The sequence below is a fragment of the Gillisella terrae genome (assembly GCF_004801395.1).
GTDB lineage: Bacteria > Pseudomonadota > Alphaproteobacteria > Rhizobiales > Rhizobiaceae > Allorhizobium > Allorhizobium terrae.
The window spans coordinates 359,788-377,977 of sequence record NZ_SSOA01000003.1 but is presented as its reverse complement, the minus strand read 5'-3'; the positions used below and the strand labels follow the sequence as shown (position 1 = coordinate 377,977).

The following is an 18,190-nucleotide window of genomic DNA, read 5'->3' as shown; positions in this document are numbered from 1 at the left end:
CAAGCAGCGACTGCATCATTCCTGAAATGGGAGTGGATTGAAGGAATGATGTAACACACGTAAAGTGTTACAGGGCCTCTCGCCATATATGGTGAGAGGCGCAGTTTTGCGCTCTTGCCTTGCCCGTTTGGTTAAAGCATCTGGCGTTATTTCTGGTTCAGAGATTCCAGCAGCGTCGCACTGATACCGGTGGAGCCGTCAGAGCCGCCCAAAATCGCCAGAGCTGCATTTGCGGACGTGCTTCCCGTGCCGTTGTTGAGGTCATACATAGCGGTAAAGCGCGAAATGAATTTCTTGGCCAGATCCGGATTATTCAGATCCTTCAAATTCAACTTGCTTTCGACAATCTTGGCCTGCTGCTCGATGCTCATATTGCTCATTTCCTTGGGCATACTGAAGGCCGTGCGGAACACTTCCAAGAGAGCCGTATCGCCCAAAATATCATAAGCTGAAGTAATTGTCGGTGCCATGCGTTGCCAATAGAGTGCCAGGCGCACACCACCATTGTCATCGCCCTGCTCTTGTTCCATGGTCTGATGGAGGAAGAGATTGTTGGTTTTTACAATGTTCCCGCGGTCTTGAACGCCTTCCGAATAGGATTTGTTGATCTTTCCATCGGTTCCGAAGTTAAAAGAGGCCACAAAGCCAGCAAAACGCTCATCTTTTTGCGTGTTGGCAAAGCTCTTTGGATCGTTCAGATCAGACGCAAACAGCTTCTTGAGCATATCGTTATCGACTGTTTTCGGGTCCAGTCCTTTTGACGTCAGAACAAAGTCCACCAGCTTCCGGTCTTTTAACAGATCACTGACAGAGGAAACTTTGACGATATTCTCTTGATAATATTGTGCGTCGGCATTTGCCTTGGTCTTGGCGTCGTCAAGCTCCTTGTCTTTGAGAAAGCGGGTTTTTTGAACGATATAATCCTTGGCGATTGTGGTGATTGTCCGCTCGGACTGTGCCAGCAGCGGCACATCGGCCTTACCGTCCGACTTGAAATTAAACGCCGTCGCCAAGCTGATCAAACGCTTGTCGCGCGTTTGATTGGCATAGCTGTTCTTGTCACTCATGTCGCTGGTCAGCACTTTTCTCAGTGTTGCCTTGCTGAACTCATCCTGTTCAATGCCAAACGCCTTGGTCAAAACGCCATAGACCTTCTGGTTGTTCAAAAGATCGTCGACATTGGAAATCGATTTCATCTGGGTCGAGTAATAGGTGGTCAATGCCGTCAGATCGGCCTGATCGCCCTCGCCATACTTGGTCATATATTGCGCAGTTGTCTGGTCCAACTGGCTGGAATTCTGCGCATTGCCTGCGGTCGCATTGCCATTGGCATCAAAGTTGAACATGGCCGCGATTTTTGAATAATTACCGCCCGTACCATCACCCTGGGTGTTGGCGTAGCTTTGGGGATCATTCAAATCGCTGGTGACGATGTTTTCAAAAGTGGACATCAACATGTTCTTGTTGAGACCCAAGGCCGTTTTCACGTAGGAAAACAGCCGCGAATCGCCGGTAATGTCCGAGACCTTGGTCACGTTGGCCAGCTTGCTTTTATAATAGTCGGTCTCACGCTCTGCCTTGAACGCTGTCTCGGTGCTTGGCACGACACTGAGATAATTGTCTTCCATCGCCGTCTTTTGATCAGCAGTCTGGGCCGTTGCATTTTTCAATGTGCCATCGGTGTTGAAGCTGAAAGCCTTGGCCATCGCAAGATAGTCTGACTTGTTGGTGGTCAGCGTGTTCACATAGCTGTTCGGATCGTTGACATCGCTGGTCAGAACTTGTTTCAGATGATCGGTAGAGTAATATTTGGTGTCCAGGCCGTAGGACTTCAAAACGAATGTCGTCAACCGACTGTTTTGCAAAAGACTATCAACATCGGTGACCTGATCGATGGCTGAATCATAATACATGACCTCGGATTTGGCATCATCGCCTTCTGTCACCAAGGATTGTTTGTAGAGCCCAAGAACATCCTCTTCCTGCTTTTCCGTTTGCGAATCAACCGTTGCAGCGGAAAAATTGAAGGAAGCAGCAAAATTGCGATAGCGACTATCGGCCAATTTGTTGGCGTAGCTGTCTTTATCCGTCAGATCGCTCTCAAGCACTTTTTTCATAAAGGCTTTGGCGTAAATCATGTCTTCAAGGCCGTTGGCCTTCATTGAGTATTGATAGAGACGGTCATTGGCCATGAAGTCGTCGACGGTCTTTATCTTTCCAATATTGTCTTTGTAATATTGGGAGTCACGGGTGACCTGCTTTTCCTGCGCCACACGGTTCAGGCTCGTCTTCATATCGCGCGTGATGATATCATAACTGATATAAGTAGAGACCATGACCGTTCTTCCTCGATTTCCCGACCGTGTGATGCATCAACCCTGATGCACAAACACACCACCATTTTCAAAATCTTCGGTGCCTTCCCAATGCCTGAAAAGGCAATTGGAACATGACACGCTTTGGGCAACCCATCATGGTTCATGGGCCTTGCCCCTGGCTTTCGCGAGGAGAAAAGCAGACCGCCAATCATCGACGTCAGCGTGTATCATAGACCATAATAAACAAGCATTCCGTTAACAAGAGTCTGAAAATTCGATGAACGCCGTTCACGTTTAAGAAACCCTCACTGATTGCATTTCGATAACCATCTGAAGCAGCAAAGTTTTCTTAACCGCAATTTTTAAGTGGTCAGGAAGGGGCTGCGGCTATCTTGAGCCTCAGAGGACGCAAAGTCCCGATAAGAAGAGTCCACAGCGGCTCTCAGGTAAAACAAGGGTAGTATGATGACAAACACGGTTATGAAGCCCGTATGGGCCGGAGCAACGTTTCGGTTAGAACCGTCCCGCTTGCCGCAACATGTTTCTTATGCGTTGCGTGATGCTTCCGGCAATGTCTCGATTACACTGGATGAGCGCGGCGCAGTCTTGCGCAAGGTTCTGCCATCAAGTGGTTTGCCGCTGTCCTTTGCCCTTCCAGCCCGGGCATTCAAGGGTGTTGCGGCCCGCGCCATCGACCATGGCAATGGCGAGGTCACAGTGACGCTGGAGCTCTATCATGAAGATGCCGATCTGTGCATTCCGCTGCTGGTTGCCCATGATCTTTGCGACATTGCCGCCGACTGGCGTCTTTGGGCCGAAAAATTCCGCATTCCCATGCTGATGGTGGAAGCCGATGGCGTGGCCCGCCCGCTGGAAGAGCACTTGGGCGAAATCCGCGCCAATGTGCCAAAGCAGCGCCGTCGCCACTCCAATTTCTCCGAGCGCCGCCCACGTTTTCTGGTGCGCAGAACCACCGGGTCACTGGGCATTGCCATGAAGATTTCCGGCAAGGAAATCATTGCCCGCAATTAACACCCCTTCCTTCCAGGACGGCTTTACGCAGACACGCCCCCCAACCTTGTTGCGGGGCGTGTTTCATTTTCAAACAGCGCCTTTGGCTTCGACCTCAACAGTGACGTGAGAAAGATCGTGAATGGCTGACAGCTTTTCCCGATAATAGGCAGGTGAATGCGGCTCACCTGCAACCAGAGAGACAATTGCGCCATGATGACCCGGCCCCAGTTGCCAGACATGCAGATCGACAATATCGGCCTTTTCCTTCGCAAGAATAGTGCGAATCTCATCCGGTAAATCTTCACTCGCAGGCACAAAATCCAGCAGCACCAGACCGCTATCGCGGATCAGACCATAGGCCCAGCTGCCGATAACCACAGCGCCGACAATACCGATCAGCGGATCCAGCCATAGCCAGCCGTAAAAACTGGCCAGAACCAATGCCACAATGGCCAGAACAGAGGTCAAGGCATCGGCCAGCACATGGACATAGGCGGCGCGTAGATTGCGATCGACACCACCATGACTGCCCGCAGGATCATGATGGGCATGGTCATGGTGGGTGTGATCGTGATGCTTGTGATCGTGATGTTTGTGATGATGGCCGCCGTGATGGTGAACATGATGATCCCCATCATGCAAAAGAACGGCGCAGACCAGATTGACCACCAGACCGACGCTGGCGATCAGGATGGCCTCGGAAAAATTGATCGGCACCGGCTCCAGCATCCGCCAGGCGCTTTCCCAGGCGATGATCACCGCCACCAATCCCAAAAACATCGCGCTGGCAAAAGCGGCCAGATCGCCGAATTTGCCTGTGCCAAAAGTGAAACGATGATTGCTGGCATTGCGACGCGCAAGACTATAGGCCAGCGCCGAGACCAGAATGGCACCCGCATGAGTGGCCATATGCCAACCATCTGCGGTCAGGGCCATGGAGCCAAACAGATGGCCCGCAACAATTTCAATCACCATCATCACCGTGGTAACAGCGATCACGGCCCAGGTGCGCCGCTCGTTGCGCTGGTGATTTTGCCCCAGAAAGACATGGCTGTGACGATTGCTGAGGCGCGAATGAGGATGTGGTGACGCAGTATGAGGATGATCGTGCGGAATGGCTGTGCTCATTTCAGATAACTCCTGATCACGTCAATCAGTTCATTGGCACCTTGCTGGCGCTCTGCCTCATCCAGCTCCGGGGCGACGATGTGGCAACGAATGTGATCTTCCATCAGCTCTGCCGTCAGGCCGCTCAAAGCCCCGCGCACGGAGGCCGTCAGATTCAGCACCTCATCGCAGGGCTTTTCCGCCAAAAGGGCGTTTTCGATCGCTTCAACCTGCCCCTTCAAGCGACGGACACGGGCAAGCAGTTTGGATTTATTTTGAATTGTATGGCTCATACTATAGGGGGGGTACCCTATATGGACGCAAAAAACAAGGCTGCGCTAAACAAGAAGCTTGTCAATCAGGCCAATCGATCAGGCCAATCGATCAGGCCAATCGTTCAAGCAAAGGGGATCGCGAGGAAAAGACCGCCAAACAAAATCAGCCCAACCTTGCCGTTGAGTTTGAACAGCGCGAGGCATTGGGTTGGATTGTCAATATCCAGCACCGCAATCTGATAGGCCAGCAGCAATCCAGCCACCAGAAGCCCCAGATAGGCGATGAAACCAGCGCCTGCCAGCCAAAACGCCACTGCCAACAACAGCGCCATGACACTGTAAAAGCCGCCAAGCCAAATCTTCGTATCATCCGCAAACAGGCGGGCGGTGGAGCGCACACCGATCAGGGCGTCATCCTCTTTATCCTGATGGGCATAAATAGTGTCATAGCCAATGGTCCAGACAATGGCGGCCAGATACACCAGCACGGCGGCCACCGAGAGTGAGCCGGTCAGGCCTGCCCAACCCATCAGCCCACCCCAGGAAAAAGCAAGCCCTAAGAAAAACTGCGGCCAATCGGTAAAGCGTTTGGCAAAGGGATAGACCACCACAATGGCAAGCGACAGAATGCCGAGCACCACTGAAAACCAATTGAAGCAAAGCAGAACAGCCGCCCCGACCAGTGCCTGCAAGACAATGAAGATTTTGGCCTGCGTGCGCGTCACCCGCCCAGATGGTAGCGGCCGCGAGCGGGTGCGGGCCACCGCCATGTCAATCTTGTGATCCACCAGATCATTATAGGTGCAACCAGCACCGCGCATGGCAACAGAGCCAATGAAGAACAACAGGAGATGAGCGATAAACAGCGCAACAGGCAGGCGATCCATTGCTGCCAGATGATTGGCTGCCAGTGCCGACGACCAAAAACACGGCCACATCAGCAATTCCCAGCCAATCGGCCGATCCCACCGCGCCAATTGCGCATAGGGCCAGATCGCCTTTGGCAAAAGGCGATAAACCCAGTTATCGGAAGGCGCGTCATAAACGCGGGCGGATTGGTCGGTGGCTGTGCTCATGCACCCGTGATAAACCAAATCACGGGTGAAGAAAACTGCCATCCTCGTTTAGAAAATCACCTTTTCCAGCGGCGCTCTCTGGGCTTCCCGCAGCTTTAACGCCTCTTCTCTTGGCGCGATATAATCGCGGTTGTTGGGAACCGTCATGCGCTTTTTGGTGATTTGCAGCTGGAAGATAAAGAAATCCTCGTGGGTGAAGGCCATCTCCGAGCCTGCCAGATAAAACTCCCACATCCGCACGAAATTTTCATCGTAAAGCGCAATGGCTTCTTCCTTGCGGGCCATGAACCTCTCGCGCCAATGGCGAAGCGTGTGGGCATAATGCATCGGCAAAATTTCACAATCCGCCACCAGCAAGCCGCTTTTTTCAATGGCCGGCAGCACTTCGGCCAATGATGGAATATAGCCTCCCGGAAAGATGTATTTTTCAATAAACGGGTTGTTGTAGAGCGGCGGATAGGGCTGACCAATGGAATGAAGCACCATCACACCGTCATCGCTCAACAGCTTTGAGACCTTTTTGAAAAAACGCCGATAATTGCTGGGGCCAACATGCTCGAACATGCCCACCGACACAATCCGGTCAAACGGTTTGGCCTTCATGGTGCGATAATCTTGCAGCTCAAAGCGCACTTTTTCCGAGATTCCGCGCTTTTTTGCCCGATCACGCGAGACTTTCAATTGCTCTTCACTCAGCGTGATACCGCTAACATCGACACCACAGGTTTCAGCCAGATACATGGCCATGCCACCCCAGCCAGAGCCAATTTCCAGCACCCTTTGGCCCTCTTCTGGCATGAGCTTGGCAGTGATATGGCGCTTTTTGGCCAGTTGCGCCTCATCCAGCGAAATGCCAGGCGGATTGAAGTAAGCGCAGGAATATTGCCAGTCCTGATCCAGAAACAGATCAAACAGCTTGGCGCTGAGATCATAATGGTGGGACACATTGCGCTTGTTATGATTGATCGGCACAAAGCCCTTGAGCTTGGCTTGCAAAATGCGCAACAGCCCGCGCCACAACATGGGAAATGTCAGGTCTGATACCAATGTGTTGGAGCGCACCAGCGCCAGAAAATCATAGATATTGCCGACATCGAAAACCAGTCGGCCTTGCATATAGACCTCACCCAGCTTCAACTGGGCATCCCGGAAAATTTCCACCTCAGCGTCTGCATCCAGAAAACGCGCAGACAGCGGAGGGCCGGAGCCATCGCCGAATTGCTCAACCTGCCCATCCGCGCCGGTCACGGTCAAAGACCCTTTGCGAATGATTTTACGCAACATTCCCCGAAGAGACGATACCATTGGCACCCCCATGCGATGAAGATTTGCACTGCAATACAGCGCCGTGCGTCATACATGGCGCACAAAGGACGCTGTAACACTTTAAATCTGCTGCATAATTTTCTCCTTAAATCCACTCGGATTTAAGGAATTATGCAGCAATGCAAACCTATTCTCTCTGGGATGGATGGCAAGCACGTCATAGTCACATAAAATTGAGTGAACACCCGCACTGGCTGCATGGCATCCTCGCCATGCAGACGATCATTTCTTGCGCATGGCCTCCGCCAAAGCCGCCCCCAAACCACCCATTGTCGGCTTTTCATCCCGCGCAGGTTTCGAATTGGCATTGCGCATAACATTGGGGCCGCGATTGTCGCGGGCCGATGGCGGCGGCGCTTCGCCACCGTCCTTGCGCATGGTGAGCGCAATGCGCTTGCGCTTCACATCCACTTCCACCACCCGCACTTTCACCACATCACCGGCTTTGACCACCTCATGAGGGTCTTTGACGAATTTGTCGGCCAGTTGCGACACATGCACCAGACCATCCTGATGCACACCAATATCGACGAAGGCCCCAAAGGCGGCCACATTGGTGACGGTGCCTTCCAGCATCATGCCAACCTTGAGGTCAGTGATTTCATCGACGCCTTCGGCAAAGGTTGCGGTCTTGAAGCTGGGGCGTGGGTCACGACCGGGCTTTTCCAGTTCGGCCAGAATGTCTTTCACCGTCGGCAGACCAAACTGCTCATCGACAAACTGGCGCGGGTCCAGCCCCTTGAGCGTTGCGCTATCACCCATCAGCGTGCGCAAATCACGCCCGCAGGCGGCAACAATCTTCTTGGCAACCCCGTAGGCTTCCGGGTGGACTGATGAGGCATCCAGCGGCTCTTTACCATCTGGAATGCGCAAAAAGCCCGCGCATTGCTCAAAGGTGCGCGCGCCCAGACGCGGCACTTTCAAAAGCTCTTTGCGGCTGGCAAAGGGGCCGGTTTCATCGCGATGGGCGACAATGGCCTCAGCAATCGAACCACCCAGGCCTGATACACGGGCCAAAAGCGGAGCCGATGCAGTGTTGAGATCAACGCCGACCGCATTCACCGCATCTTCAACCACGGCATCGAGCGAGCGGCCCAAACGGCCCTGATCCACATCATGCTGATATTGGCCAACGCCGATGGACTTCGGATCGATCTTCACCAGTTCCGCCAGCGGGTCTTGCAGACGCCGGGCAATCGAGACCGCACCACGCAAGGACACATCGAGATTGGGAAATTCCTTGGCAGCCAGCTCCGACGCCGAATAGACCGACGCGCCCGCTTCCGACACAATAACTTTGGTTGGCTTTTTGCCCGTCGATGGCATTTGCGCCAGCATATCGGCCACCAGCTTTTCCGTCTCGCGGCTGCCGGTGCCATTGCCGATGGAAATCAGCTCAACCCCATGTTTGCGGATCAGGCTGGCAAGCTCGGCCTGTGTGCCGCGAATGTCGTTTTTCGGCGGGAATGGATAGACGGTTGTGGTGTCCAGCACCTTGCCCGTGCCATCGACAACGGCCACTTTCACGCCGGTGCGAATGCCCGGATCCAGCCCCATGGTGGGGCGCGAACCAGCAGGGGCTGCCAAGAGCAAATCCTTGAGATTGCGGGCAAAAACATGAATGGCCTCTTCCTCGGCCCGCTCGCGCAACTCCCGCATCAAATCAAGCGACAATGACATGGACAGTTTCACCCGCCACGTCCAGCCAGCCACCTCCATCAGCCATTGATCGGCTGGGCCTTTTTGGCCAATCTGATAGGCAGAAGCCACCATGCGATGGGCAGGTTTGACAGCATTTGTATCGTCGCGGTCGGCCTCGATGGTGAGCGACAAAATCTCTTCATTCCAGCCGCGCAGCATGGCAAGCGCGCGATGGCCCGGCACCGTGGCCCAGCGCTCGAAATGGTCGAAATAGTCAGCAAATTTCTCACCAGCGGCCTGTTTGCCATCCACCACTTTCGAATAGAGAATGGCTTTGTCCTTGAGATAATTGCGCAAGCTTTTCAAAAGGTCAGCATTTTCGGTCATGCTTTCGGCAACAATGTCGCGGGCACCTTCCAGCGCCGCTTTCACATCGGCCACCTCGCCTTTCACATAGGCTTCGGCCAGTTTTGCTGGGTCACTGCTGCGATCCTCCCAAATGGCATTGGCCAGCGGCTCCAGCCCTTTTTCACGAGCAATCTCGGCGCGGGTGCGGCGCTTGGGCTTATAGGGCAGATAGAGGTCTTCCAGCTCGGCCTTGGTGGTGGTGCGGGCAATCTTGATGGCCAGCTCATCGGTCATCTTGTTTTGTGATGAAATGCTATCGAAAATCGCTTTGCGGCGCGCACCGAGTTCGCGCAAATAGGTCAGGCGCTCAGAGAGATTGCGCAATTGCGTATCATCCAGCCCGCCGGTGACTTCTTTACGGTAGCGGGCGATGAAGGGAACGGTGGCCCCGCCATCGAGCAAATCCACAGCCGAGATCACCTGATCGGGGCGGGCATTGATTTCGCCCGCAATGATCGTTGCAATGGATTTGATGTCGTCAGCCATAAGAACCTCATATTCAATTGTGGCGCAGACCATAGCGTGCGCGAGCGCGAAGGCAATGAAATGCGCTTACACTCCACAAGAAAGCCCAGTCCTTTCACAACAAACAATGCAATCCGGGTTTTTCCTTGACCTTTTGGCTCCAGCCCCTTAACCGCGCAGCATGGTTGACGGAGAGCACACAATGAATGTTTTGCTGATTGGTTCTGGTGGTCGCGAGCACGCTTTGGCCTGGAAAATTGCCCAATCCCCCCTGCTCAACACATTATACGCCGCCCCCGGCAACCCCGGCATCGCCGATCACGCTCAGCTGGTCGACCTCAATGTCGATGATCATGCGGCCGTGATTGCCTTTTGCAAAGACAAAGCCATCGAATTTGTGGTCGTCGGCCCCGAAGCACCGCTGGTCGCTGGCCTTTCAGACGCCTTGCGCGCCGCTGATATTCTGGTGTTTGGCCCATCACAAGTGGCCGCCCAGTTGGAAGGCTCCAAGGGCTTTACCAAGGATGTCTGCGCCCGCTTTAACATTCCCACCGGCGCTTACCAGCGCTTCAACAACGCCCCCAAGGCCAAGGCCTATGTGCGTGAGCAAGGTGCACCTATTGTGATCAAGGCCGATGGTCTGGCGGCTGGCAAGGGCGTCACCGTTGCCATGACGCTGGATGAAGCGCTTTCTGCCATTGATGATTGCTTTGAAGGTGCCTTTGGTGCAGCTGGGGCTGAAGTGGTGGTCGAAGCCTATCTGGATGGCGAGGAAGCCAGCTTTTTCTGCCTGTGCGACGGCAAAACGCTTTTGCCGCTGGCCACCGCCCAGGACCACAAGCGCGTGGGTGAAGGCGACACCGGCCCCAACACCGGCGGCATGGGCGCTTACTCTCCAGCGCCAGTGATGACGCCTGAGATGGTGGAACGCACCCTCAAGGAGATTATTGAGCCCACCATGCGCGGCATGGCCGAGATGGGCATGCCCTTTTCCGGCGTGTTTTTCGCAGGGCTGATGATTACCGCCAAAGGCCCCGAGCTGATTGAATATAATGTGCGCTTTGGCGACCCGGAATGTCAGGTGCTGATGATGCGCCTTAAAAGTGATCTTCTGCCGCTGCTGCATGCCTGTGCCACCGGCACACTCGATCAGGTCTCGGCGGACTGGAGTGAGGACCCGGCCCTCACCGTGGTGCTGGCGTCCAAGGGCTATCCGGCATCATACACCAAGAACACACCGATCACCGGCATTCCGCAGGCCAGCAGCGACGCCAAGGTTTTCCACGCTGGAACGGCGCTGAAAGACGGCGCACTTGTGGCCACCGGCGGACGGGTCTTGAACGCCACGGCCTGTGCACCGACGGTAGCCGAGGCGCAAGCCAAGGCCTATGCCCTCACGGATCGCGTGGCATGGGACAACGGCTTTTGCCGCCGTGATATTGGCTGGCGGGCAATTGCGCGGGAAAAATCGCCGCAAAACTGACCCAAAATGGCTAAAGCATAAAATTTGATCGAAGCTGCTGACCAGTTCATAATAAAATCGCGCTAACCTTTTGCCAACAGAAGGATTGTGTCATGCGTCTTGTGATTATCGCTGCTCTCGTTACGGTCGGCTCCAGCCTTGGCTTTTCTGTGCAGGCCCAGGCCTCGTCCATTCAGTCTGTCTCAATCGGCACAGGCCCAACGCCAAGTGTTTTAGATGTGAGCTGCGCCACGTGCCCGCCGCTGCCAGCAACAAAAGATAGCTCTGGCCCAAAGCTGAAGCCGGGCACGCAAACAATCAAGATCCGCACGGTCGATGGTCAAAAAGAACTGGTGCGCACTGAAGCCTGGCTTGGCGGCTCGCCGGTTGTGTTTGTCAACAAACAAGCTGGCTGGCTGGACAACGGCAGCCGGCTGGCTGGCATGCCCAGTGATGGCATCGATAAATCCACAGAAACCGGTGCCGTTCACTCCAAAACATTTGCCGATGACACCATACCTTTGCGACTGAAATAATCCCGTCAACCACCAGGATTCCATGCCAAAACGGCACAAAACCGCCCACAACCCTTGGATAATAAGGGGAGTTTTACAATTTCATATTCATGATTTTTTTAGAACATACTACTAACTCTCAACCCATAAGTTTATTTTTAAAACCTGTGGGTGGGGAATTAGAAGAATGAAGAACCTCAGCATCTCAATAAAATTATTTTCATTGATTGGCCTGCTGCTGGTCATATTTTCCACAATGACTTTTCTGCAGCTCCGGTCATCCATCAACTCCCTCTATCATGAGCGCTATGAGATGCTGCGGACAGAGGTTGAAACCGCAATTTCCGTCTTCCAATCCTTTTACCAGCGCGAAAAGGCCGGTGAACTCTCTCGCCAAGAGGCCATGAAACAAGCCTTTGCCGTGGTCAACAAGATGCGCTACGAGCCTGACGGCTACTTCTTCGGCTACGATTATGATGTCGTGGTGAATTTGTTTCCAGACCCCAAACTGATTGGCCAGAAAAGCAAGGGCAAGACCGATAAAAACGGGTTTGCCTATCGCGACGAAGTGGTCAAAGTTGGTCGTGCTGGCGGCGGCTACGTCGAGTTTGTAGGGCCCAAGGCCGGCATGCCCGCCGACCAGTACACCTTCCCCAAGGCGGCCTATGCCAAGGCATTCGAGCCATGGGAGACTGTTGTTGGCACCGGCCTTTACATTGATGATCTCAACAACGAGGTCAGAACAAAAATCATCAATGCCATTCTCTCGTCTTTGGGCTTGATGCTTCTGGCTGTTGCCGCAGCTTACATGATCATCCGCAGCATCACCAAACCACTCAAAGCCGTTCATGGCGCACTTGAAGCGGTTGCTGACGAAAATATTTCAATCATGATTCCGCACACTGACATGCACAATGAGGTGGGCATGATGGCCAAAGCCACCAAGGCCTTGCAGGAAAAAGTGCGCGAACGCCACGCGCTCTCTGAGCGCGAACAGGAGCAAAGCCGGGCAATTGATGTCGAGCGCCAACGCAACACAGCATTGCAGGCCGACGAGGCCAGAAAACAGGCGCATGTTGTTGCCACCATTGGCGCATCGCTGGAAAAACTGACAACCGGCGATCTCACCGTGCGCTGCGCTGATCTTGGCACCGAATATGAAAGCTTGCGCCAAAACTTCAACAACGCAATCTCCGGTCTGGAACAGGCCATGGGCCGTGTCAGCCTGAAAGGCAATGACATTGCGGTGAGCAAGGAAGAAATCCGCCGCGCTTCTGGCGATCTGGCTCAACGCACCGAGCGCCAGGCAGCAAACCTTGAAGAAACCTCGGCGGCTCTCGATGAATTGACTGTTGCCATCCGCCAGACCGCCGATGGAGCGAAGGAAGCGGCAAACCGCGTCCAATCCGTCAGCAAGGAAGCCCAGCAGAGCGATGGCATTGTCGAGCACGCCATTGAAGCCATGAGCGGCATTGAAAAATCCTCGGAAGAGATCACCAAGATCATTGGCGTGATTGATGAGATCGCCTTCCAGACCAACCTGCTTGCCCTCAACGCTGGCGTTGAAGCCGCACGGGCTGGCGAAAGCGGCAAGGGCTTTGCAGTGGTGGCGCAGGAAGTGCGCGAACTGGCCCAACGCTCTGCGGCAGCAGCCAAAGAGATCAAGGACCAGATTGCCCGCTCATCAGCACAGGTCAATGAAGGTGTGCAGCTTGTTGGTAAAACCGGGGAAGCGTTGAAGCGAATCTCCAGCCAGATCACCGAAGCAAACGAGGTGGTTGCCCGCATTGCCGCAAGCGCTGCCGAGCAGGATACCACGATCCGCTCTATCTCGTCTGCCTTGAACCAGCTGGACACCGCAACCCAGCAGAATGCAGCGATGGCGGAAGAAACCACGGCCTCTGCCGAGGTGCTGGCCAATGACACCGGCGATCTGCTGGAGCTTATTCAGGGCTTCAAAGTCTCAGGCCAGAGCGGCCAATTGCATGGCATGGCCCAGCAGATGCGCCGGGCAAGTTAAACGCACAACTTCATTTAAAACCCAAAGCCGCTGGAGCAATCTGGCGGCTTTTGTCGTTTCCGGGCTTATACCAAGAGTCATTTTGAATGACTCTTGGTATAATTCTCCTCTCACAATATATGATGAACAAAAGACGCTGTAGCACTTTAAATTTACTGCATAACAAGGCACCCTGCCCACGCAGGCGCAGAAAAATCTGAAGTGCAAGCTCTCGTTTACTGGAATAGTGAACGCATTTTCCGCCCACTATTGTTGAAAGTTACCAAGCGCCCTTCATCCCTTGATAGAAGAGAAGTCGCGAAAACACCCTTCATCGATTATTTACAAAGAACAGCTAATTTACCCTGAGATTCACTGGGGGGCGGAACCGAAAATGAAAAACCTTAGAATATCGATACAACTGTTTTTACTTGTTGGTGTTCTCATGGCAGCCTTTGCCACGGCAACATTCTTTCAGGTCCGCACAGCAACCAAAGCCATTTATCACGAACGCTTTGAAAGCTTGCGCACACAAGTGGAAACCGCTCTCGCTGTGATCAAGACCTTTGACGATCGCGCCCGTGCGGGCGAGTTCAGCGTCGAAGAGGCCCAGAAAAAGGCCTATGCCATGCTCAACAAAATGCGTTTTGAGCCTGACGGCTATTTTTTTGGTTACAATTACGACGTGGTTCTGGTGTTTCACCCAACCTCACCCAGTGTTGGCAAGAGCAACAAAGGCATGGCAGACACCAATGGCTATGCCTATCGTGACGATCTCGTGAAATTGGGCCGCGCTGGCGGTGGTTACGTGGAATTCATTGGTCCCAAGCCCGGTAACGACCCCAATGACCGCAGCTTTCCCAAGGCCGCCTACGGTAAAGCCTATGAACCATGGAAAATTGTTATCATCACTGGGCTCTACACCGATGATCTGAGAGCAAACGTCCGTGCCGAAATGATCAAAACCATCGCCATTTCGGTCGGCATTTTCCTGTTTGCCCTTGCTGCGGCCTATCTTGTCATCAGCAATATCACAAAGCCGCTTCGTGCAATCCATAACGCTCTTGAGGCGGTGGCCGACGAAGATGTGTCAATCACCATCCCGCACTCCAACATGCGCAATGAAGTGGGCTTGATGGCCAAAGCCACCAAATCGCTTCAGGAAAAAGTACGCGAACGCCACGCCATGACAGAGCGCCAGAAGCAGCAGAGCCATGAGCTAGACAGCGAACGCCAGCGCAATATTGACCGCCAAGCCGAAGAAGCAAGATTGCAGGCCCACGCCGTCTCCACCATCGGCGTTTCGCTGGAACGCTTGGCAGAAGGCGACCTCACGGTCCGTTGTGCAGATCTTGGCTCAAAATATGAAACTCTACGCCATAACTTCAATGACGCTCTCACCCGTCTGGAACAGGCCATGGGCCGTGTCAGCCTGAAAGGCAACGACATCGCCGTCAGCAAGGAAGAAATCCGCCGCGCCTCTGGTGATCTGGCCCAACGCACCGAGCGCCAGGCAGCAAACCTTGAAGAAACATCCGCGGCTTTGGATGAATTGACTGTTGCCATTCGCCAAACGGCCGATGGAGCGAAGGAAGCGGCAAACCGCGTCCAATCCGTCAGCAAGGAAGCCCAGCAGAGCGATGGCATTGTGGAGCACGCCATTGAAGCCATGAGCGGCATTGAGAAATCCTCGGAAGAGATCACCAAGATCATTGGCGTGATTGATGAGATTGCCTTCCAGACCAACCTGCTTGCCCTCAACGCGGGTGTTGAAGCCGCCCGTGCGGGCGAAAGCGGCAAGGGCTTTGCAGTGGTGGCGCAAGAAGTGCGCGAGCTGGCCCAACGCTCTGCGGCAGCCGCTAAAGAGATCAAGGACCAGATTGCCCGTTCATCAGCACAGGTCAATGAAGGTGTGCAGCTTGTTGGTAAAACCGGGGAAGCGTTGAAGCGAATCTCCAGCCAGATCACCGAAGCAAACGAGGTGGTTGCCCGCATTGCCGCAAGTGCTGCCGAGCAGGATACCACCATCCGCTCTATCTCATCTGCCTTGAACCAGCTCGACACCGCAACCCAGCAGAATGCGGCGATGGCGGAAGAAACCACGGCCTCTGCTGAGGTGCTGGCCAATGACACCGGCGATCTGCTGGAGCTTATTCAAGGCTTCAAAGTCTCAGGCCAGAGCGGCCAATTGCATGGCATGGCCCAGCAGATGCGCCGGGCAAGCTAATAAAGACTGCATCTGCCAAGACAAAAGCCGCTGGAGCAATCTAGCGGCTTTTGTCGTTTCAGGGCTTATAGTCAGAGAAATTGAAAATGCCTCTTACTGCATAATTGCAGTGCTACAGCGTCCGTCGACAACCTCCGCTTTACTTATTCTTCATAATAACAGCCTAATATTCCATAAATATTTAGGGTTGCTGGAGTCTGGAACCACAATGAAAAATCTTAAAATATCGCGGCAACTCTTCCTTCTTGTGGGCGGATTGATGCTGGCATTTACGATTGCCACGTTCTTCCAAATTCGGTCTTCCGCCGAAAGCATCTACACGCAACGTTATGAACTGCTGCGGACAGAGGTGGAAACGGCCATCTCCGTTATGAAGCTTTACCACGCAAAAGAAGTGGCTGGCACGCTTTCTCGCGCCGAGGCCCAAAAGCAGGCTTTTGAAACGATCAATGCGATGAAGTTTCAGCCAGACGGCTATTTCTTCGGCTATGATTACGACGTTAAAATGTTGTTTCACCCCGACCCCAAACGCGTGGGAGAAAGCTTCAAGGGCAAGACCGACCAGAACGGCTATGCTTATCGTGACGAACTCGTAAAACTGGGCCGTGCCGGTGGCGGACAAACGGACTTTTTTGGTCCCAAGCCCAAGATGGAAGGCAATAACTATCGCAAGACATCCTACGCATTGGCGTTCGCCCCTTGGGACGTGGTGGTTGTAACCGGCCTTTATATGGATGACCTTGATGCGGAGGTAACCGCTTCCGTTCTTAAAACTGCGTCCGTTGGTATTGTTGTTTTCATTCTCGGGCTTTTGGCGGCCTATATGGTTATTCGCGGCATTTCCCGTCCGCTTCGTGCAATCCATGACGCCCTTGAGGCGGTGGCCGACGAAGATGTGTCAATCACCATTCCCCACACCGATATGCGCAATGAAGTGGGCATGATGGCCAAAGCCACCAAATCGCTTCAGGAAAAAGTACGCGAACGCCACGCCATGGCAGAGCGCCAGCAACAGCAGAGCCATGAACTCGACAGCGAACGCCAGCGCAATATTGACCGCCAAGCCGAAGAAGCAAGATTGCAGGCCCATGCCGTCTCCACCATCGGCGTTTCGCTGGAACGCTTGGCAGAAGGCGACCTCACGGTTCGTTGCGCCGATCTTGGCTCAAAATATGAAACTCTACGCCATAACTTCAATGACGCTCTCACCCGTCTGGAACAGGCCATGGGCCGTGTCAGCCTGAAAGGCAATGACATCGCCGTCAGCAAGGAAGAAATCCGCCGCGCCTCTGGTGATCTGGCCCAACGCACCGAGCGCCAGGCCGCCAACCTTGAAGAAACATCCGCGGCTTTGGATGAATTGACTGTTGCCATCCGTCAGACCGCCGATGGAGCGAAGGAAGCGGCAAATCGGGTGCAATCCGTCAGCAAGGAAGCCCAGCAGAGCGATGGCATTGTCGAGCACGCCATTGAAGCCATGAGCGGCATTGAGAAATCCTCGGAAGAGATCACCAAAATCATTGGCGTGATTGACGAGATCGCCTTCCAGACCAACCTGCTTGCTCTCAATGCGGGTGTTGAAGCCGCACGGGCTGGTGAAAGCGGCAAGGGCTTTGCGGTGGTGGCACAGGAAGTGCGCGAACTGGCCCAACGCTCTGCGGCAGCCGCTAAAGAGATCAAGGACCAGATTGCCCGCTCATCAGCACAGGTCAATGAAGGTGTGCAGCTTGTTGGTAAAACCGGGGAAGCGTTGAAGCGAATCTCCAACCAGATCACCGAAGCAAACGAGGTGGTTGCCCGCATTGCCGCAAGCGCCGCCGAGCAAGATACCACGATCCGCTCTATCTCATCGGCACTAAACCAGCTCGACACCGCAACCCAGCAGAATGCTGCCATGGCGGAAGAAACCACAGCCTCTGCCGAGGTGCTGGCCAATGACACTGGCGATCTGCTGGAGCTTATTCAGGGCTTCAAAGTCTCAGGCCAGAGCGGCCAATTGCATGGCATGGCCCAGCAGATGCGCCGGGCAGGATGATCTTGACAGCGCCGTTTGTTTGATCAAACGCACGGCGCTGGAACATTTCACCACTGCGTGCACAAATAGTCGCAAATCTTCTCAAAAAGCTATAGCATATCAATAACTTGAAGTCAAAAAGCGGAAGCTGCACGGTTTCCTCTCGTTGATTAAAAAATCAGCTATTTGCGATAAAAAATCTCACGACAAGGCAATATTAACAATCAGAAGCGTATAAATTAGCAAAAAATTTGCATCCTCTTTCTATTATTGCCGAGTCCTTAATCTCCTGATTAGCTAATGCCGCCATGAGAAACGCCCAAACAACTGCGGGACACGATTA

12 protein-coding genes are annotated in these 18,190 nt (G+C 53.8%); 6 read left to right on the top strand and 6 right to left on the bottom strand.

The genetic code is table 11. The features are described 5' to 3' along the window. Positions 1-146: 146 nt before the first annotated feature. Positions 147-2,336, bottom strand: coding sequence for a DUF1217 domain-containing protein (locus E6C51_RS08955; RefSeq protein WP_190235706.1), 2,190 nt, complete (start codon positions 2,334-2,336; stop codon positions 147-149). Positions 2,337-2,783: 447 nt separating this feature from the next. Here E6C51_RS08955 and E6C51_RS08950 point away from each other — a divergent pair, with 447 nt between their 5' ends. Then, the gene (locus E6C51_RS08950; protein WP_146931502.1) at positions 2,784-3,350 is read left to right on the top strand and encodes a DUF6101 family protein; all 567 of its coding nucleotides are present in this window, start codon (positions 2,784-2,786) and stop codon (positions 3,348-3,350) included. A 69-nt stretch (positions 3,351-3,419) separates the two neighbouring features. Here E6C51_RS08950 and dmeF read toward each other — a convergent pair whose 3' ends face one another. The 5 genes from dmeF to E6C51_RS08925 all read right to left on the bottom strand — a co-directional run bounded on the left by dmeF (position 3,420) and on the right by E6C51_RS08925 (position 9,651). Further along, positions 3,420-4,460 (bottom strand): CDF family Co(II)/Ni(II) efflux transporter DmeF, encoded by a 1,041-nt coding sequence (dmeF, locus tag E6C51_RS08945; protein ID WP_190235705.1) that lies wholly within the window; start codon positions 4,458-4,460, stop codon positions 3,420-3,422. Next, on the bottom strand, positions 4,457-4,732 hold the full coding sequence (locus tag E6C51_RS08940; protein ID WP_190235704.1) for a metal/formaldehyde-sensitive transcriptional repressor: 276 nt from the start codon (positions 4,730-4,732) through the stop codon (positions 4,457-4,459). The genes dmeF and E6C51_RS08940 overlap by 4 nt, the downstream gene beginning before the upstream one ends. Before the next feature lie 104 nt (positions 4,733-4,836). Then, positions 4,837-5,790, bottom strand: coding sequence for a 4-hydroxybenzoate octaprenyltransferase (gene ubiA, locus E6C51_RS08935; RefSeq protein WP_190235703.1), 954 nt, complete (start codon positions 5,788-5,790; stop codon positions 4,837-4,839). Between the two features lie 48 nt (positions 5,791-5,838). Further along, on the bottom strand, positions 5,839-7,095 hold the full coding sequence (locus tag E6C51_RS08930) for an SAM-dependent methyltransferase (RefSeq protein WP_190235702.1): 1,257 nt from the start codon (positions 7,093-7,095) through the stop codon (positions 5,839-5,841). 243 nt (positions 7,096-7,338) lie between these two features. Continuing rightward, complete coding sequence (locus E6C51_RS08925; protein ID WP_190235701.1) at positions 7,339-9,651, bottom strand: Tex family protein; 2,313 nt, start codon at positions 9,649-9,651, stop codon at positions 7,339-7,341. 181 nt (positions 9,652-9,832) lie between these two features. Between E6C51_RS08925 and purD the strand changes: the two genes are divergently transcribed. The 5 genes from purD to E6C51_RS08900 all read left to right on the top strand — a co-directional run bounded on the left by purD (position 9,833) and on the right by E6C51_RS08900 (position 17,868). Continuing rightward, a complete protein-coding gene (gene purD, locus E6C51_RS08920; RefSeq protein WP_190235700.1) occupies positions 9,833-11,113 on the top strand; it encodes a phosphoribosylamine--glycine ligase in 1,281 nt (426 codons plus the stop codon). A gap of 92 nt (positions 11,114-11,205) precedes the next feature. Beyond that, a complete protein-coding gene (locus tag E6C51_RS08915; RefSeq protein WP_230987153.1) occupies positions 11,206-11,628 on the top strand; it encodes a plant virulence effector HPE1-like domain-containing protein in 423 nt (140 codons plus the stop codon). Positions 11,629-11,794: 166 nt separating this feature from the next. Beyond that, the gene (locus E6C51_RS08910; RefSeq protein ID WP_190235699.1) at positions 11,795-13,627 is read left to right on the top strand and encodes a methyl-accepting chemotaxis protein; all 1,833 of its coding nucleotides are present in this window, start codon (positions 11,795-11,797) and stop codon (positions 13,625-13,627) included. Between the two features lie 373 nt (positions 13,628-14,000). Continuing rightward, positions 14,001-15,833 carry a methyl-accepting chemotaxis protein gene (locus E6C51_RS08905; RefSeq protein ID WP_190235698.1) on the top strand — a complete coding sequence of 611 codons (1,833 nt, stop codon included), beginning with the start codon at positions 14,001-14,003 and terminating at the stop codon, positions 15,831-15,833. 208 nt (positions 15,834-16,041) lie between these two features. Next, complete coding sequence (locus E6C51_RS08900) at positions 16,042-17,868, top strand: methyl-accepting chemotaxis protein (protein ID WP_190235697.1); 1,827 nt, start codon at positions 16,042-16,044, stop codon at positions 17,866-17,868. Positions 17,869-18,190 lie beyond the last annotated feature (322 nt).